This window comes from Mycobacterium sp. 852002-10029_SCH5224772, assembly GCF_001667315.1.
Lineage (GTDB): Bacteria > Actinomycetota > Actinomycetes > Mycobacteriales > Mycobacteriaceae > Mycobacterium.
Genome location: NZ_LZHT01000027.1, coordinates 35,160 through 59,383, shown reverse-complemented (window position 1 = coordinate 59,383; position 24,224 = coordinate 35,160). Strand labels below are relative to the sequence as shown.

General features: G+C 69.3%; 23 protein-coding genes. 9 read left to right on the top strand and 14 right to left on the bottom strand.

Annotated features, from left to right (window positions below; translation table 11 throughout):
• Positions 1 to 31 precede the first annotated feature (31 nt).
• Positions 32 to 1,186 (top strand): Mrp/NBP35 family ATP-binding protein, encoded by a 1,155-nt coding sequence (locus tag A5775_RS06890; RefSeq protein WP_156660596.1) that lies wholly within the window; start codon positions 32 to 34, stop codon positions 1,184 to 1,186.
• 8 nt (positions 1,187 to 1,194) lie between these two features.
• Here the strand turns inward: A5775_RS06890 and tatB are convergent, their stop codons facing one another.
• The 4 genes from tatB to sigE all read right to left on the bottom strand — a co-directional run bounded on the left by tatB (position 1,195) and on the right by sigE (position 4,579).
• Positions 1,195 to 1,614 carry a Sec-independent protein translocase protein TatB gene (gene tatB / locus A5775_RS06885; RefSeq protein WP_067249664.1) on the bottom strand — a complete coding sequence of 140 codons (420 nt, stop codon included), beginning with the start codon at positions 1,612 to 1,614 and terminating at the stop codon, positions 1,195 to 1,197.
• Entirely contained in the window at positions 1,614 to 3,128 is a 1,515-nt protein-coding gene (locus A5775_RS06880; RefSeq protein ID WP_067249660.1) for a S1C family serine protease, read from the bottom strand. The genes tatB and A5775_RS06880 overlap by 1 nt, the downstream gene beginning before the upstream one ends.
• 156 nt (positions 3,129 to 3,284) lie before the next feature.
• Entirely contained in the window at positions 3,285 to 3,680 is a 396-nt protein-coding gene (gene rseA, locus A5775_RS06875) for an anti-sigma E factor RseA (protein WP_067249726.1), read from the bottom strand.
• A gap of 143 nt (positions 3,681 to 3,823) precedes the next feature.
• Positions 3,824 to 4,579 (bottom strand): RNA polymerase sigma factor SigE, encoded by a 756-nt coding sequence (gene sigE / locus A5775_RS06870; protein ID WP_067249657.1) that lies wholly within the window; start codon positions 4,577 to 4,579, stop codon positions 3,824 to 3,826.
• Between the two features lie 201 nt (positions 4,580 to 4,780).
• On the opposite strand from sigE, the gene A5775_RS06865 reads away from it, so the two are divergent.
• The 6 genes from A5775_RS06865 to A5775_RS06840 all read left to right on the top strand — a co-directional run bounded on the left by A5775_RS06865 (position 4,781) and on the right by A5775_RS06840 (position 11,179).
• Entirely contained in the window at positions 4,781 to 5,449 is a 669-nt protein-coding gene (locus A5775_RS06865) for an O-methyltransferase (RefSeq protein WP_067249654.1), read from the top strand.
• 109 nt (positions 5,450 to 5,558) lie between these two features.
• On the top strand, positions 5,559 to 6,197 hold the full coding sequence (locus A5775_RS06860) for a TetR/AcrR family transcriptional regulator (protein ID WP_067249650.1): 639 nt from the start codon (positions 5,559 to 5,561) through the stop codon (positions 6,195 to 6,197).
• Positions 6,187 to 7,152: an ABC transporter ATP-binding protein gene (locus A5775_RS06855; protein WP_067249647.1), complete on the top strand. Its 966-nt coding sequence runs from the start codon at positions 6,187 to 6,189 to the stop codon at positions 7,150 to 7,152. The genes A5775_RS06860 and A5775_RS06855 overlap by 11 nt, the downstream gene beginning before the upstream one ends.
• A complete protein-coding gene (locus A5775_RS06850) occupies positions 7,149 to 8,792 on the top strand; it encodes an ABC transporter permease (RefSeq protein WP_156660595.1) in 1,644 nt (547 codons plus the stop codon). Before A5775_RS06855 ends, A5775_RS06850 begins: the two co-directional genes overlap by 4 nt.
• A 7-nt stretch (positions 8,793 to 8,799) precedes the next feature.
• On the top strand, positions 8,800 to 9,474 hold the full coding sequence (locus A5775_RS06845; protein ID WP_067249643.1) for an isoprenylcysteine carboxylmethyltransferase family protein: 675 nt from the start codon (positions 8,800 to 8,802) through the stop codon (positions 9,472 to 9,474).
• 22 nt (positions 9,475 to 9,496) lie between these two features.
• A complete protein-coding gene (locus tag A5775_RS06840; RefSeq protein WP_231995126.1) occupies positions 9,497 to 11,179 on the top strand; it encodes a CocE/NonD family hydrolase in 1,683 nt (560 codons plus the stop codon).
• A gap of 15 nt (positions 11,180 to 11,194) precedes the next feature.
• On the opposite strand, the gene glgC is transcribed toward A5775_RS06840, so the two are convergent.
• A complete protein-coding gene (gene glgC / locus A5775_RS06835; protein ID WP_067249635.1) occupies positions 11,195 to 12,409 on the bottom strand; it encodes a glucose-1-phosphate adenylyltransferase in 1,215 nt (404 codons plus the stop codon).
• A gap of 167 nt (positions 12,410 to 12,576) precedes the next feature.
• On the opposite strand from glgC, the gene glgA reads away from it, so the two are divergent.
• Positions 12,577 to 13,749, top strand: coding sequence for a glycogen synthase (gene glgA / locus A5775_RS06830; protein ID WP_067249632.1), 1,173 nt, complete (start codon positions 12,577 to 12,579; stop codon positions 13,747 to 13,749).
• Between the two features lie 29 nt (positions 13,750 to 13,778).
• Here the strand turns inward: glgA and A5775_RS06825 are convergent, their stop codons facing one another.
• From A5775_RS06825 to A5775_RS06795, 7 genes are all read right to left on the bottom strand, one after another.
• Positions 13,779 to 13,952, bottom strand: coding sequence for a DUF3117 domain-containing protein (locus tag A5775_RS06825; RefSeq protein ID WP_003878471.1), 174 nt, complete (start codon positions 13,950 to 13,952; stop codon positions 13,779 to 13,781).
• Between the two features lie 166 nt (positions 13,953 to 14,118).
• Complete coding sequence (locus A5775_RS06820) at positions 14,119 to 14,700, bottom strand: DNA-3-methyladenine glycosylase I (RefSeq protein ID WP_067249629.1); 582 nt, start codon at positions 14,698 to 14,700, stop codon at positions 14,119 to 14,121.
• A complete protein-coding gene (locus A5775_RS06815) occupies positions 14,697 to 15,056 on the bottom strand; it encodes a DivIVA domain-containing protein (RefSeq protein ID WP_067249626.1) in 360 nt (119 codons plus the stop codon). Before A5775_RS06815 ends, A5775_RS06820 begins: the two co-directional genes overlap by 4 nt.
• A 59-nt stretch (positions 15,057 to 15,115) precedes the next feature.
• Positions 15,116 to 16,123 carry a glucosyl-3-phosphoglycerate synthase gene (locus A5775_RS06810; protein ID WP_067249623.1) on the bottom strand — a complete coding sequence of 336 codons (1,008 nt, stop codon included), beginning with the start codon at positions 16,121 to 16,123 and terminating at the stop codon, positions 15,116 to 15,118.
• A complete protein-coding gene (folP, locus tag A5775_RS06805) occupies positions 16,120 to 16,944 on the bottom strand; it encodes a dihydropteroate synthase (RefSeq protein WP_067249719.1) in 825 nt (274 codons plus the stop codon). The genes A5775_RS06810 and folP overlap by 4 nt, the downstream gene beginning before the upstream one ends.
• 253 nt (positions 16,945 to 17,197) lie before the next feature.
• Complete coding sequence (fadD6, locus tag A5775_RS06800; RefSeq protein ID WP_067249619.1) at positions 17,198 to 18,976, bottom strand: long-chain-acyl-CoA synthetase FadD6; 1,779 nt, start codon at positions 18,974 to 18,976, stop codon at positions 17,198 to 17,200.
• Between the two features lie 73 nt (positions 18,977 to 19,049).
• On the bottom strand, positions 19,050 to 19,613 hold the full coding sequence (locus A5775_RS06795; protein ID WP_067249615.1) for a TIGR00730 family Rossman fold protein: 564 nt from the start codon (positions 19,611 to 19,613) through the stop codon (positions 19,050 to 19,052).
• An 86-nt stretch (positions 19,614 to 19,699) separates the two neighbouring features.
• Between A5775_RS06795 and A5775_RS06790 the strand changes: the two genes are divergently transcribed.
• A complete protein-coding gene (locus A5775_RS06790; RefSeq protein WP_067249612.1) occupies positions 19,700 to 21,817 on the top strand; it encodes an AAA family ATPase in 2,118 nt (705 codons plus the stop codon).
• Here A5775_RS06790 and dapE read toward each other — a convergent pair.
• Together dapE and A5775_RS06780 are read right to left on the bottom strand one after the other, a co-directional pair.
• A complete protein-coding gene (gene dapE, locus A5775_RS06785) occupies positions 21,814 to 22,878 on the bottom strand; it encodes a succinyl-diaminopimelate desuccinylase (RefSeq protein WP_067249609.1) in 1,065 nt (354 codons plus the stop codon). The two genes, A5775_RS06790 and dapE, sit on opposite strands and share 4 nt — an antisense overlap.
• Positions 22,879 to 23,047: 169 nt before the next feature.
• Positions 23,048 to 24,205, bottom strand: a complete 1,158-nt coding sequence (locus A5775_RS06780) for a PPE family protein (protein ID WP_067249606.1) — start codon at positions 24,203 to 24,205, stop codon at positions 23,048 to 23,050.
• Positions 24,206 to 24,224 lie beyond the last annotated feature (19 nt).

Here is a 24,224-nt window from a genome sequence, read left to right as displayed (position 1 = left end):
GCCCCGTCGCGCAGGCCTACACTCGGCGGTGATGTCCAGCCATGATTCTTCTGATTCAGCCGACCTGACCGCGGCAATCCGCGCCGCACTCGCAAAGGTGATCGACCCCGAACTACGGCGTCCGATCACCGAACTCGGGATGGTCAAGAGCATCGACACCGAGCCCGACGGCTCGGTTCATGTTGTGATCTACCTGACCACCGCCAGTTGTCCGAAGAAGACCCAAATCACCGACGAGGTGAGCCAGGCCGTCGCCGACGTGCCCGGCACCGGCGCGGTGAAGGTCAGCCTCGACGTGATGAGCGACGAGCAGCGCACCGAGCTGCGCAAGCAGTTGCGCGGTGATGCCCGCGAGCCGGTTATCCCGTTCGCACAACCGAATTCGCTGACGCGGGTCTATGCGGTCGCGTCCGGGAAGGGCGGGGTGGGTAAGTCCACCGTCACGGTCAACCTGGCGGCGGCGATGGCGGCCCGTGGCCTGTCGGTCGGCGTGCTGGACGCCGACATCCACGGTCATTCCATTCCCCGGATGATGGGCACCACCGAACGTCCCACCCAGGTCGAGTCGATGATCCTGCCGCCCATCGCTCACGAGGTGCGGGTCATCTCGATCGCCCAGTTCACCGAGGGCAACACCCCGGTGGTGTGGCGCGGGCCGATGCTGCACCGCGCGCTGCAGCAGTTCCTGGCCGACGTCTATTGGGGCGATCTGGACGTGCTGCTGCTGGATCTGCCGCCGGGAACCGGCGACATCGCGATCTCGGTGGCTCAGCTGATCCCGAACGCGGAGATCCTGGTGGTGACGACGCCGCAGCTGGCCGCCGCGGAGGTCGCCGAGCGGGCCGGCAGCATCGCACTGCAGACCCGCCAGCGCCTCGCCGGCGTAGTGGAGAACATGTCCGGGCTCACGCTGCCGGACGGCTCCACGCTGAGGGTGTTCGGTGAGGGCGGCGGCGAGCAGGTGGCCGAGCGGTTGTCCCGGGCGGTCGGCGCCGAAGTACCGCTGCTGGGCCAGATCCCGCTGGACCCCGCGCTGGTGGCCGCGGGCGATTCCGGCACTCCGCTGGTGCTGAGCGCGCCCGATTCGCCAGTGGGCAAGGCGCTGCGCGGGGTGGCCGACAGTTTGTCCTCACGCCGGCGCGGGCTTGCCGGTGTATCGCTGGGACTCGATCCGAAAGGGCGCTGAGGCGGGCTTCAGGTCGCGTCGGTGTCGAACGGCGGGCGGGCGCCCGGTTGAGGTTCGGCCCCCAGCGTCTGTCCATTCGCCGGTGCGGCAGGGCCGGGTTGCGGCGCCTCCAGCGAGGCCCCGTTCGCGGGCTTGTCGAAGTTCCCGGTCAAAAAGGAATCATCGCCGTCCAACAGGTGCTTGGTCAGCGCGGCGCGGGGGGTCATGCCCCGTAGTTTCTGCAATTCGCTGAGGGGGCCGCGCAGGTCGTCGAACTCGGGCCCGAGGTCCTCGCGCAACTGACCGGTGACGCCGCTCAGGTAGTCGCGCGCCTGACGCAGCGCGTTGGCCGACCACCGGATGGCGCCGGGGAGCCGCTCGGGGCCGAGAACCACCAGCCCGACCACGACGAGGACGAGCATCTCTCCCCAGCCGACGTTGGCGAACATTAGCCGCTATCCGGGTCCGGTTTCACCGTCAGGGTGACGTGCCGGCCATCGCGGACCACCTCGACCGGGGAATCCTGCCCGATGGTCAGCTGTCGCACCGCGACCACGAACTCGTCGGCGTCGGCGACCTTGCGGTTACCCACCTTGACGACGACGTCGTTTTCCAGGATGCCGCCCTTCTGCGCCGGACTTCCCGCCTTCACGTTGGCGACCTGCGCGCCGGAGGCGATTGCGTTGCTCACCGAGCGGGTGCTGACGCCCAGGGTCGGGTGCACGATCTTCCCGTCCCTGATCAAGGTCTGGGCGACCTCCTTGGCTTCGTTGATCGGAATCGCGAAGCCCAGCCCACTTGCGCTGTCGGACAACGACTTACCCGCGGTGTCGATGCCGATCACCTGGGAGTCCATGTCGATCAGCGGGCCGCCGGAGTTGCCGTGGTTGATCGACGCGTCGGTCTGGAGGGCGTCGATCACCGTGTCGGTGTCCGAGCCCTCGCCGGACAGCGGGACGGGCCGGTGCAGCGCGCTGATGATGCCGTGCGTCACGGTGCTGCGCAGCCCCAGCGGCGCACCCGCGGCGAGGACCTCATCACCCACCCGCACCTTGTCGGAATCACCCAGGCGCGCCACGCTCAGGTTGTCGACGTTGTCGACCTTGATCACGGCCAGGTCCGTCTTGGGGTCGCGGCCCACCAGGTTGGCGGGCACTTCCTTGCCGTCGTTGAACACCACGGTGGTCTTGAACTGGCTGGGGCTGTTCGCCGCCTCGGAGATCACGTGGTTGTTGGTGACGATGTAGCCGCGCCCGTCGATGACGACGCCGGAGCCCTGCATGCCCTCCTGGTCACTCTTGGACTCGATGGTCACCACGGCGTTGGCTGTCGCCGACGCCACCTTGGCGAAGCGCCCCGCCGGACCTTCCCCGTTGCCATTGGTCGACAACGTCACCTTCGAGGTGGTGAACGCCTCGGCGACCTCGGCCGTCTTACGGCCCACCAGGCCGCCGAACAGCCCGATGACCAGCGCGATCAGCGCCAAGACGATCAACGCAAGATAGGACACGCGGCCGCCGAACAGTACGTCGCGCACACCGAGTTTGCCGCCGTAGCCCAGCGCGGACCGCGACGTCGATGGCGCGACGGCCGGTGTTCCCAAGGCCGCCGCGGCCGCCGGGTCCCGCCAGGGATCGTCCAGCTCGTCGGGCTCCACGCCGTCTTTCTCGGCGGCCAGGGCGCCGACATCCACAGGATGACGCTGCAGCGAATCGGGGCTACCCTCCGGCCGGTGGAACGCCTCCTGCAGGACGGGGTCGGCCGGCCGATCGCTCGGCCGGAATTCGGCCTGCTCCCGGTACTTCTGCGGGCGGACGCGCTCGGCCACGAACGACCCGCGCAGCCCGTCGGGACGACCGAACTCCCGACGCGATGCGGGGTCGACCGGCGGACGAGAGACGGGGCGCGGCGCTAAGCGGTTGCCGCTGTCATTGCTTCGGTCGAAGCCTTGGTCGGAGGTCACGTTATCCCTTTTGGATCCTCTACTTGAGCGCTCGAGACTGGCCTTCACCGGCCGATATACGCGGCACCGGCGTTGTCCGTGTCCACCCTAGTATCCACGGCACGCCGAGGGTCAGCACGAACGCGCGTGTGGGGTGGTTGCGCAGCGGATCGATCGCTAGCGACGCTTGCGCCGTTCGCGGGCGTCGCGGTCGGCGAAACGGTCGGACGCCGGTGCGGTCGGGTCGTCGGGCGAATCATAGGGAATGTCAGCCAGCATTCCGAGCAGCGTGCTGGGGATGCGGATGGGGTGGGAATCGCGCAGCGCGGCGCGCGTCCGACTCTGGTCGTCCACCTCGGCCGCGCACTGGGGGCACATCGACAGGTGATGCGCGGCCCGCAGGTGGGCGTTCATCCGCAGCTCGCCGTCGACGAACGCGGCGATGGCTTCGACCGAGAGGTGCTCGGTGGAACCGAACTGGCGAGGCGCGCCGACGGGCGCATCGCTTTGGGAGGCGAACTGTGCGGGAAGCCAGGAGAACGCGCGGCGGAACACATGTCCTCGATCGGGCATCACCAGCTCCTGCCGCTCATTGTTATTGCCACCTCATCTCGAATGTAGCGCGAGCCGGTGCGCAATACCGCAGCTGCGGGCACAAAGCCGCTGAATATCTACCTGATCGCTCCGCTGCCGAGACCCGGCGGGGCGACCGTCGGCTATGCCATCTGGGCGCGCAGCGCGTCCCGATCGGAGTGGGCGGCCAGGTAGTCCCGCAGGGCCTGACGGCCGCGGTGGATGCGGCTGCGGACGGTCCCCAGTTTGACGCCCAGGGTGGCACCGATCTCCTCGTAGGACAGGCCTTCGATGTCGCACAAGACGACGGCCGCACGAAACTCCGGAGGCAGCGAGTCCAGCGCGGCCTGCAAATCAGGGCCGAGCCGCGAATCGTGGTAGATCTGTTCGGGGTTGGGCTCGTCAGCGGGCACCCGCTCGTAGTCCTCGGGCAGCGCCTCCATCCGGATGCGCGCGCGCCGGCGGACCATGTCGAGGAAGAGGTTGGTGGTGATGCGGTGCAGCCACCCCTCGAACGTTCCCGGTTGGTAGTTCTGCACGGAGCGGAAGACCCGGATGAAGGTCTCCTGGGTGAGGTCCTCGGCGTCGTGCTGATTGCCGGCGAGCCGGTAAGCCAGCCGGTATACCCGGTCGGCGTGCTGGCGCACCAGCTCGTCCCACGACGGCATGGCCGCCTTGTCCCCCGTCGCGTCGAAAACCGCGGTCCCTTGTGGCACGTCCGACGGCTCCACCCACTCGTCGGCGGGGTGCTCTTGCGGGTGGGACATGCTGGACGGGCTGAGAAGCGTGGTGATGATCAAGTCCTCCGAATCGGGTGTGCCACTCAGCGGCACTTCGTCATTGACGGCAACAGGCAGCTGCCATTCGGTATTCCCCGTCCAACGCGCTCCGCGATCCATACGGACACCGTCTCGTACCGGCGTATGTGCGGTATATGAACAGTCTGAGCTGAGGCTGAGAAACCGTTTTGTTACCTGCGCTGTGCAGGAAATATCCATCGCGTGGTGACCTTAAACGCGCGGCGCCGGTTGGGCGTGTCGTCGGCGTCCGGTTCAGGCGCGCCTGTCGGACCGCGCGATGAATTGGAATACGCTGCGGGCATGGACGGCACCGACGACGAAGCCCCCGCCCAAACAGCGCCCGGTCGGGCCGAATCGCTCTTTGCCCACGCCGAGGGGTCGATATCGGAGGACGCGCTGTTGGCGGCCGCCCGCGAGCGGGCCGAGGACATCGGCGCCGGCGCGGTGACGCCGGCGGTGGGCGCGTTGTTGAGCCTGCTGACCAAGCTGAGCGGCGGCAAGGCCGTCGCCGAGGTGGGCACGGGCGCAGGTGTCAGCGGGCTGTGGTTGCTGTCGGGCATGAGCAACGACGGCGTCTTGACCACGATCGACATCGAGCCCGAATACCTGCGGCTGGCCAAGCAGGCGTTCAGCGAGGCCGGCATCGGCCCGTCGCGCAGCCGGCTGATCGGCGGCCGCGCCCAGGAGGTGCTCACCCGGCTCGCCGACGAGTCCTACGACCTGGTGTTCATCGACGCCGACCCGATCGATCAGCCGGACTACGTCGTCGAGGGCATCCGGTTGCTGCGCCCCGGCGGCGTGATCGTGGTGCACCGGGCCGCGCTGGGCGGGCGGGCCGGCGATCCGGCTGCGCGCGACGCCGAGGTGGTCGCGGTGCGCGAGGCGGCCCGCCTCATCGCCGAGGACGAGCGCCTCACCCCGGCGCTGGTGCCGCTGGGCGACGGCATTCTGGCCGCGGTCCGCGACTAATTCGGCCGAGTCGGCGCAAACACACCCACATCCGTGCCCGATTGACGCTTTGCGTCTGCTCACGGGAAGGCCTTGACCGCAGACTGAACGTGCGTTTAGCCTACTGAACATGCGTTCAGCCGATCTGACGGCCGCGGCCCGGATCCGCGATGCGGCCATCGAGCAGTTCGGCGAGCACGGGTTCGGCGTCGGGCTTCGCGCTATCGCCGAAGCCGCGGGCGTGAGTGCCGCGCTGGTAATCCACCACTTCGGCTCCAAGGAGGGCCTGCGCAAGGCCTGCGAGGACCACATCGCCGAGAAGATCCGCAACACCAAGTCCGAGGCGCTTCAATCCAACGACCCGGCCACCTGGTTCGCGCAGATGGCCGAGATCGAGGACTACGCGCCGCTGATGGCCTACCTGGTGCGCAGCATGCAGACCGGTGGTGATCTGGCGAACATGCTGTGGCGCAGGATGATTGACAACGCCGAAGAATACATGGAAGAGGGCGTGCGCGCCGGGACCATCAAGCCCAGCCGCGACCCCCAGGCCCGGGCCAAGTATCTGGCGATCACCGGGGGTGGCGGGTTCCTGCTCTACATCCAAATGCATGAAACGCCAACGGATCTGCGTGCGGTGCTGCGCGACTACTCGCGCGACATGATACTGCCCGCGCTCGAGGTCTATACCGAAGGATTGCTGACCGACCGCACCATGTACGACGCATTTTTGGCTGCCGAACATCAAGGAGAATCCCATGGCAACTGAACGTTCCGTCGCTTCCGCCCCCATCGAAATTTGCGGGCTCACCAAGAACTTCGGCGCGGTACGGGCACTGGACGGCCTCGACCTCACCGTGCAGGAAGGGGAAGTCCACGGGTTCCTCGGCCCCAACGGCGCCGGTAAGTCGACCACCATCCGCATCCTGTTGGGCCTGGTGAAGGCCGACAGCGGCAGCGTCCGACTGCTCGGTGGCGACCCCTGGACACAGTCCGTCGCGCTGCACCGCCAAATCGCCTACGTTCCAGGTGATGTGACGTTGTGGCCGTCACTGACGGGCGGCGAGACCATCGACCTACTGGCACGCATGCGCGGCGGCATCGACAAACGGCGCCGCGCCGAGCTGATCGAGCGCTTCGATCTGGACCCCCACAAGAAGGCGCGCACGTATTCGAAGGGCAACCGCCAGAAGGTCTCCTTGATCTCGGCGTTCTCGTCCCACGCCAGACTGCTGCTCCTGGACGAACCCAGCAGCGGCCTGGATCCGCTGATGGAGAACGTGTTTCAGCAGTGCGTGGCGCAGGCCCGCGACCGGGGCACGACGGTGTTGTTGTCCAGCCACATCCTGGCCGAGACGGAGGCGTTGTGCGAACGGGTGACGATCATCCGCGCCGGCAAGACCATCGAGAGTGGTTCGCTGAACTCCATGCGGCATCTGAGCCGCACCTCGATCAGGGCCGAAATGATCGGCGATCCAGGTGATCTCAGCCGGATCAAAGGTGTCGAGGACATCAGCGTCGAGGGCAATACCTTGCGGGCCCAGGTCGATAGCGAAAGCCTGGGTGAGCTCATCCGGCTGCTCGGCGACGCCGGCGTCAGCAGCCTCGTCAGCCAGCCGCCGACGCTCGAGGAGCTCTTCTTGCGCCACTATGACACGTCCGGAGACGGATACGGGGGCGACGGCCGGCACGGGCGCGACGCGGAAAAGGTGTCGTTGCCATGAGCGCGACCACGCTGGACCGACCCTACGCGTCGGCATCGCCTGAGCCGCTTCGCGGTTCGAACTTCTCCGGGACGCTTGCGATGCTGCGGCTCTACCTTCGCCGCGACCGGGTTTCGTTGCCGCTGTGGATGTTTCTGCTGTCGGTGCCGTTGTCCACGGTGTACGTCGGCAGCATCGAAAAGATCTACCCCACCGCGGCGGGCCGCGCCGGATTCGCCGCCTCCATCATGGCCAGCCCGGCCCAGCGTGCGCTGTACGGGCAGGTCTACAGCGACAGCCTTGGCGCCGTGGGCATTTGGAAAGCCGGGATGTTCCACGTGTTGATCGCGGTGGCCGTCATCCTCACGGTCATCCGGCACACCCGCGCCGACGAGGAGAACGGGCGGACCGAGTTGGTGGACTCGACCGCGATCGGCCGCTATGCCAGCCTGGGCGCGGCGCTGCTGCTGTCTTTCGGAGCCTCACTGGGCACCGGCGCGATCGGCGCGGCGGGCCTGCTGAGCACCGACGTCCCGGCCGCCGGGTCGCTGGCGTTCGGGGCGGCGCTGGCATGCTCGGGCCTGGTGTTCACCGCGGTCGCGGCGGTGGCCGCACAGTTGTCGCCCAGCGCCAGGTTCGCCCGCGGTACCGCCTTCGCCGTGCTGGGAGCCGCGTTCACACTGCGCGCCGTCGGCGACGCCGGCTCGGGCACCCTGTCGTGGCTGTCTCCGCTGGGGTGGTCGCTACTGGTCAAACCGTACGCGGGCGATCGCTGGTGGGTGCTGCTCCTGCACCTGGTGACGGCTGCCGCGCTGACCCTCCTGGCATATCGCCTGCTCGTCGGCCGCGATGTGGGCGCCGGACTCATCGCGGAACGCCCCGGCCCCCCGACCGCCGCGCCGGCACTGGGCAACGCCTTTGGACTGACGTGGCGGCTCGATCGCGCCGCGCTGCTGCTGTGGACGGTCGGATTGTGCCTGTACGGGCTGCTGGTGGGCAGCGTGGTGCACGGCATCGGCGACGAACTGGGTGGCAGCGGCGTGGCCCGCGACATCGTCGCTCGGATGGGCGGCACCAGCGCCCTCGAGCAGGCCTTCATCGCCGTGGCGTTCGCCATGATGGGCATGGTGGCCGCGGCGTTCGCCGTCTCGCTCACCTTGCGGTTACACCAGGAAGAAACAAGCCAGCGCGCCGAAACGGTGTTGTCCGGCGCGGTGTCGCGAACCCGCTGGCTCGCAAGCCATTTGGTGACCGCGCTGGGCGGGTCCGCGCTGGCGATGCTGGCCAGCGGGGTCACCGCCGGAGTGGTCTACGGCATCGCGGCCGGCGACGTCGGCGGCAAACTCGCGATGGTTGTCGCAAGCGCGGCCGTCCAACTGCCCGCCGTCTGGTTGTTGTCGGCCGTGACGGTCTGCGTGTTCGGCGTCGCGCCGCGGTTCACGCCGGTGGCCTGGGGCGTGCTGATCGGGTTCATCGCGCTGTATCTGATCGGGTCGTTGGCCGGGTTCTCACAGTGGTTGCTCGATCTGGAACCGTTCGCCCACGTCCCGAGAATTGGCGCCGATTTCACGGCCGTGCCCTTGCTATGGCTACTGGGCATCGACGTAGGGTTGGTAATTCTGGGTGCCATGGGCTTTCGGCGCCGCGATCTACGCTGCTAGGAGCGTGATGAAAACCGGGATCCGAGTGACGACAACATCTGTCGGAGGCATTCTCTCGTGGATTTTGATCCTGCTCTTACCGGCCGGAACGCTCCACTACTGGCAGGCGTGGGTTTTCATCGCCGTGTTCACGGCGGCGACCATCGTGCCCACGATCTACCTGAGCCGGGCCAACCCCGCGGCCCTGCAGCGGCGCATGCGCGCGGGCCCGCGGGCCGAACCCAGGACCGCACAGAAATTCATCATCACCGCCTCCTTTCTGGGCCTCTTCGCAACGATGGTGTTCAGCGCGCTCGATCACCGGTTCGGCTGGTCGTCGGTGCCGGCCTGGCTGTCGCTGCTCGGCGACGTCCTGGTCGCCGCGGGGCTCGGCATCGCCATGCTGGTGATCGTCCAGAACAGCTATGCCGCCGCCACCGTCACCGTGGAGGCGGGCCAGACCCTGGTGTCCGGCGGCCTCTATCGATTCGTGCGCCATCCGATGTACGTCGGAAACGTGATCATGATGATCGGCATCCCCCTGGCCCTCGGCTCGTACTGGGGACTGCTTTTCGTCATCCCGGGCGCCGTCGTGCTCACCCTGCGCATCGTCGACGAAGAAAAGCTGCTCATTCACGAACTGCCCGGCTACCGCGAATACGCCGAACGCGTGCCCTATCGGCTGGTTCCCTACGTCTGGTAGCCGACGCGCCTAGGGTATGGGCGTGGTGCACAATCGCCCATCGGCCCTGGACCGCCCGTGGCGACGGCCCGGTGGGCTGCGGTACGCAGTGAGCAGGATTCGTGGCGTCGCCAGACCCCCGGTCACCGTCACCGACCCACCCGCCGACCTCGACGTCGAGCGTGACGTCGCCGTCACCACGCGCGACGGAACGGTGTTGCGGGTCAACGTCTTTCGTAAAGCCGGCGCCGATGCCCGGCCGGTCATCCTCAGCATCCACCCCTACGGCAAGGACAACCTGCCGAAGCGGCGGGGCGACACGTGGACGTTCTCGGCGCAGTACCGGGTCCTGCGCCAGCCGCAACCGGTGACCTTCTCGGCGCTGACCGGATGGGAGGCCCCCGACCCGGCGTGGTGGACCGCGCGGGGCTTCGTCGTGGTGAATGCCGACTCGCGCGGCTGCGGACACTCCGAGGGCACCGGAACTCTGTTGTCGCGGCGCGAGGCCGAAGACACCTACGACCTGGTGCAGTGGATCGCCGGCCAACCGTGGAGCGACGGCAATGTCGTCATGCTCGGGGTGTCCTACCTGGCGATCAGCCAGTACGCCGTCGCGGCGCTGCGACCGCCGGCGCTGCGGGCGATCTGCCCGTGGGAGGGCTTCACCGACGCCTACCGCGACCTGACATTTCCGGGCGGCGTCCGGGAGCGGGGCTTCACCCGGATGTGGTCACGAAACACGCGACGCGACACGCGGCAGGCCTACGACCTGGAGCGCATGCAGGACCTGCACCCGCTGCGTGACGAGTTCTGGCGCTCACTGGCACCCGACCTCTCGTCGATCACGGTGCCCATGCTGGTGTGCGGCAGCCTTTCCGACAACAATCTGCACAGCCGCGGCTCCATCCGCGCGTTCACGCACAGCGGTTCCCGCCACGCCCGGCTCTACACGCATCGGGGCGGCAAGTGGACGACCTTCTACTCCGAGGCCGCGCTGGCCGAGCAGCTGACGTTCTTTCGCGGGGTGCTCGACGGCGCTCCGGCGTCGCGCGGTGTGCGCCTGGAGGTACGCGAGGACCGCGACACCGTCGCCGCGGTGCGTGAAGAGGACGACTGGCCGCTGTCCCGAACCCGTTGGTGCCCAATGCATTTGGGCGCCAACGGGACGCTGACGACCGAACCGCCCGCCGATGCCGGCAGTGTGACCTTCGGAACACGTTCGCGTGCAGCCTCTTTCACCTGGACGTTTCCCGACGACATCGAGCTGTCCGGGCCGATGGCCGCCCGGTTGTGGGTCGAGCTGAGCGGCTGCGACGACGCGAACCTGTTCGTCGGCGTAGAGAAGTGGCGCGGCGGCCGCTTCGTCGGATTCGAGGGGTCCTACGGCTACGGCCGCGACCGGGTGAGCACCGGCTGGCAGCGCGTCTCGCTGCGCACCCTGGAACCCGAGCTTTCCCGCCCGGCCGAACCCGTCACGACCGGCACCGATCCGCGGCCGGTCGCCGTCGCCGAGGTGGTCGAGGTCAACGTCGCGCTGGGCCCGTCGGCGACGTTGTTCCGCGCCGGCGAGCAGCTGCGGCTGGTGATCGCCGGGCGCTGGTTGTGTCCGAAAAATCCGCTGACGGGCCAATTCCCGGCGGCCTACGCGGACTCACCGCGCGGGCGCATCACCCTGCATTGGGGTCCGGACCGCGGCGCGCACCTGCTGATCCCGGAGATCCCCTAGCCCGCCGAGGGCGAGCTAGATCCAGACGCCCTTGCCCACCGCGACCACACCGCCGGCGCTGATCGCGAAGCGCTCCCGGTCCTTCTCCAGATCCACCCCGACCATCTCGCCCGGCCCTACGACGACGTTCTTGTCCAGGATCGCGTGGCGCACCACCGCGCCGCGGCCGACGCGGGCGCCGGGCATGATCACGCTGCCCTCCACGATCGCGCCGTCGTCGACCACCACGTTGGACGACAGCACCGAGTTGCGCACCGAGGCCGCCGAGATGATGCTGCCGGCGCCCACCACCGACTCCTGCGCGGAGCCGCCGTTGACGAACTTGGCCGGCGCCAGGTTCTCCGACTCGCCGCGGATCGGCCAGCGCTTGTTGTACAGGTTGAACACCGGATGCACCGACACCAGGTCCATGTGCGCGTCGTAGAACGCGTCCAGCGTTCCGACGTCACGCCAGTAGGCCCGGTCACGATCGGTGGCGCCGGGCACCTCGTTGTCGCTGAAGTCGTACACCGCGGCCATCCCGTCGTCCACCAGTCGCGGGATGATGTCCCCGCCCATGTCGTGATCGGAATGGTCATCGTCGGCGTCCGCGCGGATCGCGTCGATGAGCACCTTGGTGGTGAAGATGTAGTTGCCCATCGACACGAACGTCGTCTCGGGATCATCAGGGGTGCCCGGCGGATCCAGTGGCTTCTCCACGAATCGGCGGATCCGCCCGGACTCGTCGGAGTCGATACAGCCGAACGCGGTGGCCTCGGCGCGCGGCACCCGGATGCCGGCTACCGTCGCACCCGCCCCGCTGTCGATGTGGAACCGGACCATCTGCTCGGGGTCCATCCGATACACGTGGTCGGCCCCGAAAACCACTATGTAGTCGGGGTCTTCGTCGTAGATCAGATTGAGTGACTGGTAGATCGCGTCGGCCGAACCGGTGTACCAGCGCGGACCGAGGCGCTGCTGCGCGGGCACCGGCGTGATGTACTCACCGGCCAAACCGGACAACCGCCAGTTCTGCGAAATGTGACGGTCCAGTGAATGCGACTTGTACTGCGTGAGAACGCAGATCCGCAAATAGCGGGCGTTGACGAGGTTGGACAGCACGAAGTCGATCAGCCGATAGGCGCCCCCGAAAGGAACCGCGGGCTTGGCGCGATCCGCGGTCAGCGGATACAGCCGCTTGCCCTCACCGCCGGCCAGGACGATGCCCAGCACGTGTGGTGCTTCCCTCATGGTGTCAAACCTATCGGCCCCCGGGGAACGCTGCCAGGGGCAGCGGGCTATTGCCAGCGTTCTGTGGGGCTGTCCGTCAAGGTATTTGGCTTGCCGGCGACCAGATCACGCCCATATTGTGGCCGCCCGGCTCGCGGGCCTCGTCATCCTCGAACTACGGTGCGGGTATGCGGGTGGCGATGATGACTCGGGAATACCCCCCAGAGGTCTACGGAGGGGCGGGAGTACACGTCACCGAACTCGTCACCCAACTGCGCCGGCTGTGCGCGGTGGACGTGCATTGCATGGGCGCGCCGCGCCCGGGCGTGCGGGGAGTGGCCGTGCATCAGCCCGACCCGCGGTTGCAGGGCGCCAACGCGGCGATGGCGACGCTGTCCGCCGACCTGATGATGGCCAACGCGGCATCGGCGGCCACCGTGGTGCATTCACACACCTGGTACACGGCCATGGCCGGGCATCTGGCCGCGCTGCTCTACGACCTCCCGCACGTGATGACTGCGCATTCCCTCGAGCCCCTGCGCCCGTGGAAGGCCGAACAACTCGGCGGGGGCTACCGGATCTCGAGCTGGGTCGAACACACCGCGGTGCTGGCCGCCGACGCTGTGATCGCGGTCAGCTCCGCGATGCGCGAGGACATCCTGCGCGTCTACCCCGCGCTGGATCCCGGCGCCGTGCACGTCATCCGCAACGGCGTCGACACCGACGTCTGGTGCCCCGCGGACCCGAAGCGAACCGGATCGCTGCTGGCGGCACTGGGGGTCGATCCCGCCCGTCCACTGGTGGTGTTCGTGGGCCGGATCACCCGGCAGAAGGGGCTCGGGCACCTGGTGGCGGCCGCCCACCGGTTCAGCCCAGAGGCGCAGGTGCTGCTGTGCGCCGGCGCACCCGACACCCCGGAGATCGCCGACGAGATTCGGGATGCGGTCGCCGGCCTGGCCCGCGCCCGCACCGGCGTGTTCTGGATCCAAGAGATGCTCCCCATCGGGGAGTTACGCGAAATCTTGTCGGCGGCAGCTGTTTTCGTGTGCCCGTCGGTGTATGAGCCGTTGGGCATCGTGAATCTGGAGGCGATGGCCTGCGCGGCTGCGGTGGTGGCCTCGGATGTGGGCGGAATCCCGGAAGTGGTCGCCGACGGCGTGACCGGGACTCTGGTGCATTACGACCCCGACGATGTGGCGGGCTATCAGGCCGGATTGGCCGAGGCGGTCAATGAGCTCATCGCCGACCGCGAAAAAGCGCAGCGCTACGGCAAGGCGGGACGCCAACGCTGCGTCGAGGAGTTCTCCTGGGCCCACGTCGCCGAGCAGACCCTGGAGATCTATCGGAAGGTGTGTGCGTAGCTCCGCCGACTCTGGATCGGCGGCAAGCCCTAGCTGGAGCTCGTGACGCCCTTGAGTTCGTCACCGAGGGCAGCAGCCTCGTCGGGCGTCAGCTCGACGACCAGTCGACCTCCACCTTCCAGTGGTACCCGCATCACGATGCCGCGCCCCTCCTTGGTTGCTTCCAGAGGACCGTCTCCGGTCCGGGGCTTCATCGCCGCCATCGAGTACTCCCTCCAGGTTCGCGCTGGCCCGCCCGTGCGGACCTGGTCGGCACCGAGCATGCCCCGCCAGCGAACCTCAAGCCATGCCCGACATCGAACTGAGTTGTCACCCCTCCATTGTTCCCTATCCAGGTCACCGCTCGTACAAAGACCCACAACTGGGCGCTCAGCGGGCGGTCGCGGGCACCCAGCAACCGCGGATATGGTCGTCGACCATGCCGGTCGCCTGCATCAACGCATACGCGGTGGTCGGTCCCACGAAGCGGAACCCGCGCCGCTTGAGTTCACGCGCCATGGCCTTCGATTCGTCAGTGGCCGAGGGAATTTGGGATGCATCCGCCGGCCGCGACCGCGGCGACGGCGCAAACGACCACAGCAGCTCCGCCAGGTCCGCCGCGGTCCCCAGCTCCGCCGCCGCGCGCGCGTTGGCGATCGTCGCGTCAATCTTGGCGCGGTTGCGCACGATTCCCTGATCCGCCATCAGCCGCTGCACGTCGGCGTCGGTGTACCCGGCGACCGCCGTGATGTCGAATCCGGCAAACGCGCGCCGGAAATTCTCCCGTTTGCGCAGGATGATCAGCCACGACAGGCCGCTCTGAAAGGCCTCCAGGCTCATCCGCTCGAACAGGGCCACCCCGTCGTGCACCGGGCGGCCCCACTCCTGGTCGTGGTAATCGCGGTACATCTCGAAGTCCGGCCCGGGCCGAATGGCCGCCCAGCTGCACCGAACCAGCTCGTCTTCGCTCACATCGAGTCCTGACGATCCTCGCCCTCGCCGGGTTCCCCCGAATCGTCCTCGGGGTGCTCTTCGGCGGCCGGCGAGGCGTGCACCGCGGCCAGCTGCCCGCGCAGGGCCTCCAGCTCGCGGGCGAGCCGGTCCAGCACCCAGTCCACCTCGCTGGTCTTGTATCCGCGCAGCACCTGGGTGAACTTGACGGCGTCGACGTCGGAGCCGGTCACCCCGAAGGCCGGCAGCACGGTCGCCGTCGTCCCCCTCGGCAGGGGCGGCAGCTGCTCACCGCGACCGAACAACAGGCTGGCCGCGCCGAACAGGACGATCGCCACCAGCACCAGAACCACCAGGTACAGCAACACCAACGCCACGGGTTCGATATTGCCCTATGCCACCGACACGGCGATGTTCAGCGTGACCTCGCCGGGCCTTACCGGGGCCTGATCGCCTGCATCGGCGGGCGGTCAGCCAGCGACACCGGCGACGTGTGCTGGGCGTAGCTCTGACCGTCGGGCTCGTCGGGACCGACGGCCACGAACTGGGTCAGGCCGACCCCGGAGTCCGGGATCCCGCAGCGCGACAGCAGGGTGGCGATGACCTGGCGGCTCATCGCGCCCAACTCGGCCAGCGGGCGGTTGCGGTGCGCCCGCACACCCAGGTTGACCTGGGCGATCGCGTCCAGACCCAGCCGGTCGAAGGTGTCCACCAGCAGGCCGATCTCCACGCCGTAGCCCGGGGCGAACGGCACCGAGGTCAGCAACTCCCTGGTGGCCGCGTATTCGCCGCCGAGCGGCTGCAGCACCCCGCCCAGCTCGGGCCGCAGCGCGGCGAGCAACGGCCGGGCCACCAGCTCGGTGACCCGCCCCCCGCCGGTGGCTCCCGCGCTGCCGCCGACATCGGCGACGTTGAGGGGCCGCCGGTAGAAGCTTTTGACCAGGTGGACGCCGCGGGAGGGTGGCCCGGTGAGCAGCGGGCCGACCAGCCACGGCACGAACATCGGGTGCGGGTCGATCAGGTCGGAGTCGACGAACACCACGATGTCGCCGCGGGTGGCCGCCAGCGAACGCCACAACGCCTCGCCCTTGCCGGGCCGTATCGGGACCTCGGGCAGCGCCTGCTCGCGGCTGACGACCCGGGCGCCGGCCGCGACGGCCCGGATCTCGGTGTCGTCGGTGGAGCCGGAGTCCAGCACGATCAGCTCGTCGACCAGCCCATCGACCAGCGGTGAGACGCTGTCGATCACCGATTCGATGGTGTCTTCCTCATCCAGGGCGGGCAGCACCACCGAAATGGTCCGCCCGGCCTTGGCGGCCTCGAGTTCGGGCAGGGTCCAGCTCGGACGGTTCCAGCTGCGGTTGGCCAGCCAGGTATCTCCCGGCCGGGCGGCGAGCATCCCGTCGCTGGCGAGATCGCCGACGACCAGGTCCGATGTCGTCATGCGAGCCCCCTCACGGTGCGTGCCGGCGGACGTGTCCCCTGGATCGAGGCCACCATTTCCAGCACCCGGCGGGTGGCGGCGACCTCGTGCACGCGAAACATCCGCGCACCGGCGGCCGCGGCCAGCGCGGTGGCCGCCAACGTTCCCTCGAGCCGCTCGGTCAATTCCACACCCAGAGTCTCCCCGACGAAGTCCTTGTTACTCAAAGCCATGAGCACGGGCCATCCCGTATTCACCAGATCGCCGACGTGGCGCAACAGCAGCAGCCCGTGAAAGGTGTTCTTGCCGAAGTCGTGGGTCGGGTCGATCAGCACCCGGTCGCGGGCCACGCCGCACGCGACCGCGCGCTCGGCGGCGGCGGTGACCTGCGCGATCACGTCATCGACCACGCCGCGTGTGGTGGTTCCATAGTTCACCCGGAACGGGCGGGTGCGTGGCTGCGCGTTGCCGGTGTGCGAACACACCAGGCCCGCCCCGAACTCCGCGGCCACCTCCGGCAGGGCGGGGTCGATGCCGGCCCAGGTGTCGTTGATCAGGTCCGCCCCGGCCGCGCAGGCCACCTTGGCGACCTCGGATCGCCAGGTGTCGGCGCTGATCACCTGGTCGGGGTAGGCGTCGCGGAGCCATTCGATAAATGGCACCAGGCGGGCAATCTCGGTGTCGGCATCGACCTCTTGACCCGGGCCGGCCTTGACCCCGCCGACGTCGATGACATCGGCGCCGTCGGCCACGGCCCGGTGCACGGCCGCCCGGGCGGCCTCGTCGCTGAAGGTGGCCCCCTTGTCGTAGAACGAGTCCGGGGTGCGGTTGACGATCGCCATGATCAGCGCGCGATCGCCTGCGACCGGGCGGCCGCACAGCGTGGGATGGCCGGCCGGCGCCGGCGGTGTCGATCGGCCGGCCAGCGCCGGCGGTGTCGATTGCACACGTACATGGTGCCCGGTCACCGCGCGACGCGCGGCCCGGGGATGCCTTCAGACCCGGCGCGCGAGCGTACCGCCACGGCGATTTTTGGCCCGATTTTTCGCCGTGACGTTACGCTCGCCGAGCGGCGTAAGCGCCGAACGCGCGGCCCTACGGGCGTTTGCCCTCGGCCACCTCGTCGGGGTACTCGTCGTAGAACGGCACATAGCCATCGTCGCGCCCGGCCAGCACGTAGAGCGGGTCGGCCACGTCGGGACCATAGGCCTGCTCGCGCAACTCCACCTTGCGGCTCTTGAAGGTCGTGGTCTGCTCGATCGACTCGACCACCCGCACGAACAGCGGCAGCGCGTAGCCGGGCAGCTGGTCATACACGGCACGGGCCAACGACTGCCCGTCGAACTCGGCGCCGTCGCGCAGCTTGACCGCGGCCATCCCGGCGCGACCGCCGGTGCGCGGCACCTCGACCCCGAACACCGTGCAGTCCTCGACGGACGCGTCGGAGTCCAGCGCCGCCTCGACCTGGGTGGTGGCCACGTTTTCGCCCTTCCAGCGGAAGGTGTCGCCGAGCCGGTCGACGAACGCGGCATGGCCCAGTCCCTGCGGGCTCATCACGTCGCCCGTGTTGAACCAGCAGTCGCCGTCACGAAAAGCGTTGCGCACCAACTTCTTTTCGCTGGATTCCGGGTCGGTGTAGCCGTCGAAGGGCTGCAGCCGGTTGACGGGGCTGAGCAACAGGCCCGGCTCCCCGGCCGGCACCCGGCGCACGCGCCCGTCGGCGCCGCGCAGCGGGGCGCCGGTGTCGGGGTCGTACTCGACGTAGGCCAAGGGCATCGGGAAGAAGCCGGTCGAGCGGGGCACGTTGAAGACGTTGATGAACGCGGCGTTGCCCTCGCTGGAGGCGTAGAACTCGCAGACGCGCGCGATGCCGAATCGTTTCGTGAACTCGTCCCAGATCTCCGGGCGCAGCCCGTTGCCGGCGATCACCCGCACCCTGTGCGCGCGGTCGGTCGGCTTGGCCGGCTGGTTGAGCAGGTACCGGCACACCTCGCCGATGTAGATGAACGCCGTGGCGTCGTTGGCGATCACTTCGTCCCAGAACTTCGACGCCGAGAACGACTTGCCCAGCGCCAGCGTCGCCCCCGACGTGATCACCGACGACAACGCGACCGTCAACGCGTTGTTGTGATACAGCGGCAGGCAGCAGTAGAGGGTGTCGGAGCTCTTGAGCCGCAACCCGATGCCGCCGAACGCCGCGAGCGCCTTCAGCCACCGCAGGTGTGTCATGACGCTGGCCTTGGGGAAACCGGTTGTGCCCGAGGTGAAGATGTAGAACGCGGTCTCCCTGGCCTGCACGGCCGACGCCGACGCCGGGTTGGTGGCCGGGGCGCTGACCGCGAACCGCTCCAGGTCTTCGACGGTCAGCGTCTGGGTGCTGCCCGAACCACCGCACTCGGCCACGGCGCTGACCAGATCGGTCTCGGCGATGAGCACCTTGGCGTCCAGCAGGCCGAGGCTGTGGGCGAGCACCTCGCCGCGCTGGTGGTAGTTGAGCATGCCGGCAACCGCGCCGCACTTGACCGCGGCCAGCATGGCCAGCACGGCGTTGGGCGAGTTACGCAGCATGATGGCGACGACGTCGCCGTGGCCGACGCCACGCGCGGCCAGCACCGCCGCGTATCGGTTGGCGGCCGCGTTGGCGTCGCGATAGGTCAGTTGCTGGTCGCCGAACCGCAGGAAGATCCGGTCGCCGTAGCGGGCCGCCCGCTCCTGGAACACCGTGCCGATCGACTTCTTGGAACCCGGCTGGGCCAGCAGTCCGGTCAGCGCGCCGCGCGCGATCACCGGCAGGTCGGTCAGCACGGCCGGCACCCGAGCCGCGATGTCGGTCAGTTTGACCGCCGTGCGCGTTCCCCCGTCACGATCGGACACGTGATCCCCTCGATTCGTCTCGAAAGTCAAGCTCGGCGGACAGCCTAGTAGGGCGGCGGAACTGCCGGCGGGCTCAGCCGGGCGCGCACGCATCCAGCGCGGCGCTCACCTTGTCGACCAGCACCAACCGGTCCATCGCCGCCTGGGAGACGTAACCGCTGTCCAACAATCCGCACAACCAGGTCCACAGCCCTTCGTAGTGGCCAAAGGGATCCAGCAAGACGACGGGCTTGCCGTGCAGACCGAGGTAGGCCGTCGTCCAGGTGTCGAGCAACTCGTCGAGGGTGCCGATGCCGCCCGGCAGCGCAATGAACGCATCGGCGCGGTCCTCCATGATCTGCTTGCGCTCGTGCAGGGTGTCGCTGACGATCAGCTCGTCGGCGTCCGCGTCGGCGATCTCGCGCCGCATCAAGATCTGGGGGATGACGCCGACGGTCCGGCCGCCGCGGGCCCGCGCCGCGCTCGCCACCGCGCCCATCGCCGAGACACGGCCACCGCCCCACACCAGAGTCCAGCCCCGCTCGGCGATCGCCTCGCCGAGTTCCGCAGCGACGCCGAGTAATTCGGGATGCTGCGGGCCGGACGCGCAGTACACACACACCGCCCACTCGCCTGCTGAATCGCGTTCCCCGGGCATATCCGCCAAAGGTAGACCAACCGCAATAACCCCTCATATCTGGGGCTTTCGCCTTGCCGACGGCCCGTGCACCATAAAATTCGGCAGTGCCGATTCGATGGAACGTCCCCCACCATGCGACGGCCTCAGAGCGGCTGGACGCGGCCTTGGCCGACGGGGGCCGGGGAGCGGTGGTGTTGGGACCCGACGGCGTCGGCAAATCCACGCTGGCGCGCGTGGCCGCCGAGCGCTTCGCCGGTCAGCACCCCGGCACGCTCATCCGCTGGGTCACCGGCACCCCGACCGAACGCGCGGTCCCGTTCGGGGCCTTCAGCCATCTGGTGCAGATCGCCGACCTCGGCAAGCCGGCCGCGCTGCTGCGTGCCGCCCGCGCCTCGCTGGTCGGCGATGACCGGCTGCTCGTCGTCGACGATGCCCACCAGCTGGACGTGTTGTCGGCCACGCTGGTCTACCAACTGGCGCGGGCCGGCGGGGTGCGGCTGATCGTCACCGCGCGCGCCGACTCCTCCCCCGACGCGATCGCGGCATTGTGGAGCGACGGGCTGCTCACCCGGATCGATATCGAGCCGCCCGGCGCGACGACGCCGCCCGCTGAGGTCGACGCCTTCCTCGCCGAGCTGCCCGCGCCGGGGCGGGCAGTGCTGGAGTATCTCGCCGTGTGCGAGCCGCTGTCGCTCACCGATCTGAGCGTGCTGGCCGGCGACGGCGCGGTGGCCGAGACCGTCGAGTGGGGTGCTGCGGAGACCCGGGTGCGGGGCGGGGCTTCCGAGGACCCGGTCGTCTATACAGCCCACCCGCTGTTCGCCGAGCGGGCGCGGGCCGCGCTCGACCCCGACGACGCCCGCCAACGACGCACCGAGCTGGTCGAGCTGCTGTCGCGGCGCCCGTCCGACCATCTCAGCGACCGGCTGCGGCTGGTGTCGCTGGCGCTGGACAGCGACGCGCCCCCGCGACCGGCCGACGTCGTCACCGCCGCGCAGCAGGCGCTGCGACTGGGTGACCTGGCGCTGGGCGAGCGGCTGGCCCGCTCTGCGCTGGAGCGCTCCGGCGGCCTGGCGGCGCGGCTCGCGCTGGCGCACACGATGGCATGGCAGGGCCGTGGCCGCGAGGCCGATTCGCTGCTGGCCGACGTCGACTCCACCGGGTTGACCGAAGCCGCGCTCATGGACTGGGCCCTGCTGCGGGCGGCGAATCAGTTCTGGATGCTGAGCGAGCCGGAGCGCGCGACCGCGTTCCTGCGGACCGTGCGCAATCGCGTCGCGGAGGCCCGCCCGCGGACCACGCTCGACGCCCTGAGCGCGACGTTCGCGATGAACGCGGGCAACGTGGGGCACGCGGTCAAGGTCGCCGGCGACGTGCTCGCCGCGCCGTCGGCCGACGACCAGGCGGTGGCCTGGGCCGGGAGTGCGGCCGCGTTGTGCGCGGCGCGGCAGGGCCGATTCGATGACGTCGAGCCGTTGGCGCAGCGCGCCCTGGGCGCCGAACATCCCGGGCTGCTTCGGTTCACCATCGGGCTGGGCCAAACGACGACGCTGTTGTTGGCGGGCCGGCTCGACGACGCCCGCCAACTCGCTCGGCAGTTCACCGACTTCGCCGAGCTGCAGCAGCCGGGCCGCGCGATCGGCGAGGTGCTGCTGGCGCACGTGTTGATCGCCGGCGGCGAATTCGCCCCTGCGGCAACGCTACTGGTCCCGGCGACCGCTACCTTGGAGCGCACCGGCTACTCGTGGGGCCCACTGTCGTTGACGCTGCTGGCCACCGCGCTGTCCCAGCTGGGCGATACCGCTGCCGCGGCAAAAGCGTTGAGCAGGGCCGAATCCCGGCACGGAACCAAGTCGGCGTTGTTCGCACCCGAACTCGGGGTGGCGCGGGCATGGCGGCTGGCGTTGATGCGCGACCCGCACGGTGCGGTGGCCGCCGCGCGCGACGCCGCCCGCGCGGCCGAGCGTGGCGGGCAGCGGGCCGTCGCACTGCGAGTCTGGCACGAGGCGGTGCGGCTCGGTGACACCCGGGCCGTCGATCCGTTGGCCCGGCTCTGCGACGAGATCGACTGTGTGGTGGGCGGAATCGCGTTGGCCCACGCCCGCGCGCTGACGGCCGGCGACGCCGCGGCGTTGCAGGCAGCGGCGGACGAACTGACGTCGATCGGAATGCACGCCGCCGCCGCGGATGCCGCCGCGCAGGCGCGGAGGTGCCGGGCCTAGCCGCTCAGGTAGCCGCGCAGCATGTCCACCGCGGCAGTGATGCTGGCGACCGCGACGCGTTCGTCGCGGCGGTGGGCCAGGTTTGGATCGCCGGGGCCGAAGTTGACCGCCGGTATGCCCAGCGCGGCGAAGCGTGCGACGTCGGTCCAGCCGTACTTGGCCCGGACGTTGCCTCCCGCCGCCTCGACCAGGGCCTTGGCGGCGGGTTGGGACAGTCCGGGCATCGCGCCCGCCGCGGCGTCGGTCTGTTCGATGTGCACATCCAGCCCGGCAAGGACGTCGTGCACGTGTTGCAGCGCGTCGGGGACCGAACGGTCCGGGGCGAAGCGGAAATTGACCGTCACCGCGGCCGCGTCGGGAATGACGTTACCCGCCACACCGCCGTCGATGCGCACCGCCGACAAGCCCTCGCGGTAGGTGCAGCCGTCGATGTCGACGATGCGCGCCTGGTAGGCGGCCAGCCGCTCGAGCACTGCGCCCAGTTTGTGAATGGCGTTGTCTCCCAACCAGGATCGCGCCGAATGGGCGCGGGTCCCGGTGGCGCTGACGACCACGCGCAAGGTGCCTTGGCAACCGGCTTCGATGTAGCCGCCGGTGGGCTCACCCAGAATGGCCACATCGGCGGACAGCCAGTCCGGCAGTTCGCGTTCGATGCGGCCCAATCCGTTTGCCGCGGCGTCGATTTCCTCGCAGTCGTACATCACCAGCGTCAGATCGTGCACGGGTTCGACCACCATGGCGGCAAGGTGAAGAAAGACCGCGTCCCCGGATTTCATGTCGGCGGTGCCGCAGCCGTGCAGCTCGCCGCCCTCGCGGCGGCTGGGCAGGTTGCCGGCCGCCGGGACGGTGTCCAGGTGCCCGGCCAGCAGGACCCGCGACGGCCGCTGGTGTCGGGTTCGCGCCAGCACCGCGTTGCCGTTGCGGACGATCTCGAAGCCGGAGGTCTGAGCGCGCAGCGCGGCCTCGACCTCGTCGGCCAGGCGCGCTTCGTTTCTCGATTCGCTGGGGATGTCGACCAGCGCCGCGGTCAGCGCGATCGGATCCCCGCGTAAGTCCAGCACGCCCTCAGGGTAGTGGCGATCGCAAGCGCGGCGGAGCCGGGCGCAGCGGGTCGCCACCATTTAGGTAGTGGCGATCGCAAGCGCGGCGGAGCCGGGCGCAGCGGGTCGCCACCATTTAGGTAGTGGCACGCCGTGCTGGCGAGCCTCGCGCGTGAGCCGGGCGCAGCGGCTACACGAGCAACCGCGTGGGCATCACCGTGGGCTTGACCCCGTAACGCGGTCCCATGCCGTAGCCGCCGCGCCCGGCGGCCGAGGCGACCGCCGGCATGCCGGTGGCCCACGTCGTGTGCGGCTCTTCGACGGGTGCGGTCCACCCCGATCCCACGGTCGTCGCGGCGGGTGCGGGTGTGGCCGCGGACCAGGCGACCGGTGTCGACAAGCCGCCGACCGGGGCGGCCGAGCCCATGCTCGCCAGCACCGGTGCGGCGCCGATGCCCGCGGTGCTGACCGGGGCCACCGCGCCCACCAAGGCGCCGCCGCCGACCGCGCCTCCCACGTCGCCGGCCAAACCCGCGCCTGCTGCCACGTCGATGGTGTGGTTGTACAGGATGTTGGACACGATGGTGTTGAAGACGTTCCAGGACACGGCGTCGAAGCCGGCATTGCCGACGCTGTTCACCACCGGGTTGCCGAGGAAACTGTCCAATCCGCTCAGGCCGGGAGGCGGGTCCACCGGCGCCGCCATCAGCCGGACCGCATCGGGCGTTCTGGATACGACCTGGTTCAGGCCGCTCGTCTGCGCGCTCGTGGCCGTGGCCTGGGAGACGGCCGCGGCTTGCGCGCCCAGCCCGCCCGGGTTGTTTGTCGGCGCCGGCGAGGTCAAGGGACTCAGCCTGCCGGCGGCCGCGGACGCGGCGGCGTAGCCATACATGGCGGCGGCGTCCTGGGCCCACATCTCGCCGTACTGCGCCTCGGTGGCCGCGATGGCAGCGGTGTTCTGGCCCAGGACGTTCGTCGCGGTCAGGGCCGCGAGCTGGGCCCTGTTGGCCGCGATCAGCGGCGGCGGGACCGTCATCGCAAAGGCGGCCTCATACGCGGCGGCCGATGCCATCGCCTGGGAGGCCGCCTGCTGCAGCTGGGCGGCGGTGGTGTGCATCCACGTCAGGTACGGCCCGACGGCGGTGGCCATCGCGGACGAGGAGGGGCCGATCCACTCCTCGCCGGTCAGGTTCGAGATCGCCGACTGGCTGGCCGAGGCCGTCGTCGCCAATTCGTCAGCGAGGCTGCTGAAGGCCGCCGCAGCGGCCATCATCGGCCCCGCACCCGCTCCGGTGTACATGCGGAGAGAGTTGATCTCGGGGGGAAGTGCTCCAAAGTCGAAAGACATTGCATCGCTCCTGTTCTGT

Excerpts from the sequence above, each read along its gene's own strand:
- A5775_RS06795 (WP_067249615.1), bottom strand. The coding sequence starts at position 19,613 with ATGCCCGGGGAACGCGATTCAGCAGGCGAGTGGGCGGTGTGTGTGTAC.
- glgC (WP_067249635.1), bottom strand. The coding sequence starts at position 12,409 with ATGAGGGAAGCACCACACGTGCTGGGCATCGTCCTGGCCGGCGGTGAG.
- tatB (WP_067249664.1), bottom strand. The coding sequence starts at position 1,614 with ATGTTCGCCAACGTCGGCTGGGGAGAGATGCTCGTCCTCGTCGTGGTC.
- A5775_RS06825 (WP_003878471.1), bottom strand. The coding sequence starts at position 13,952 with ATGGCGGCGATGAAGCCCCGGACCGGAGACGGTCCTCTGGAAGCAACC.
- A5775_RS06860 (WP_067249650.1), top strand. The coding sequence starts at position 5,559 with ATGCGTTCAGCCGATCTGACGGCCGCGGCCCGGATCCGCGATGCGGCC.
- glgA (WP_067249632.1), top strand. The coding sequence starts at position 12,577 with ATGCGGGTGGCGATGATGACTCGGGAATACCCCCCAGAGGTCTACGGA.
- A5775_RS06865 (WP_067249654.1), top strand. The coding sequence starts at position 4,781 with ATGGACGGCACCGACGACGAAGCCCCCGCCCAAACAGCGCCCGGTCGG.
- sigE (WP_067249657.1), bottom strand. The coding sequence starts at position 4,579 with ATGGATCGCGGAGCGCGTTGGACGGGGAATACCGAATGGCAGCTGCCT.
- A5775_RS06855 (WP_067249647.1), top strand. The coding sequence starts at position 6,187 with ATGGCAACTGAACGTTCCGTCGCTTCCGCCCCCATCGAAATTTGCGGG.
- A5775_RS06845 (WP_067249643.1), top strand. The coding sequence starts at position 8,800 with ATGAAAACCGGGATCCGAGTGACGACAACATCTGTCGGAGGCATTCTC.
- A5775_RS06810 (WP_067249623.1), bottom strand. The coding sequence starts at position 16,123 with ATGACGACATCGGACCTGGTCGTCGGCGATCTCGCCAGCGACGGGATG.
- A5775_RS06780 (WP_067249606.1), bottom strand. The coding sequence starts at position 24,205 with ATGTCTTTCGACTTTGGAGCACTTCCCCCCGAGATCAACTCTCTCCGC.
- folP (WP_067249719.1), bottom strand. The coding sequence starts at position 16,944 with ATGGCGATCGTCAACCGCACCCCGGACTCGTTCTACGACAAGGGGGCC.
- A5775_RS06850 (WP_156660595.1), top strand. The coding sequence starts at position 7,149 with ATGAGCGCGACCACGCTGGACCGACCCTACGCGTCGGCATCGCCTGAG.
- rseA (WP_067249726.1), bottom strand. The coding sequence starts at position 3,680 with ATGCCCGATCGAGGACATGTGTTCCGCCGCGCGTTCTCCTGGCTTCCC.
- A5775_RS06890 (WP_156660596.1), top strand. The coding sequence starts at position 32 with ATGTCCAGCCATGATTCTTCTGATTCAGCCGACCTGACCGCGGCAATC.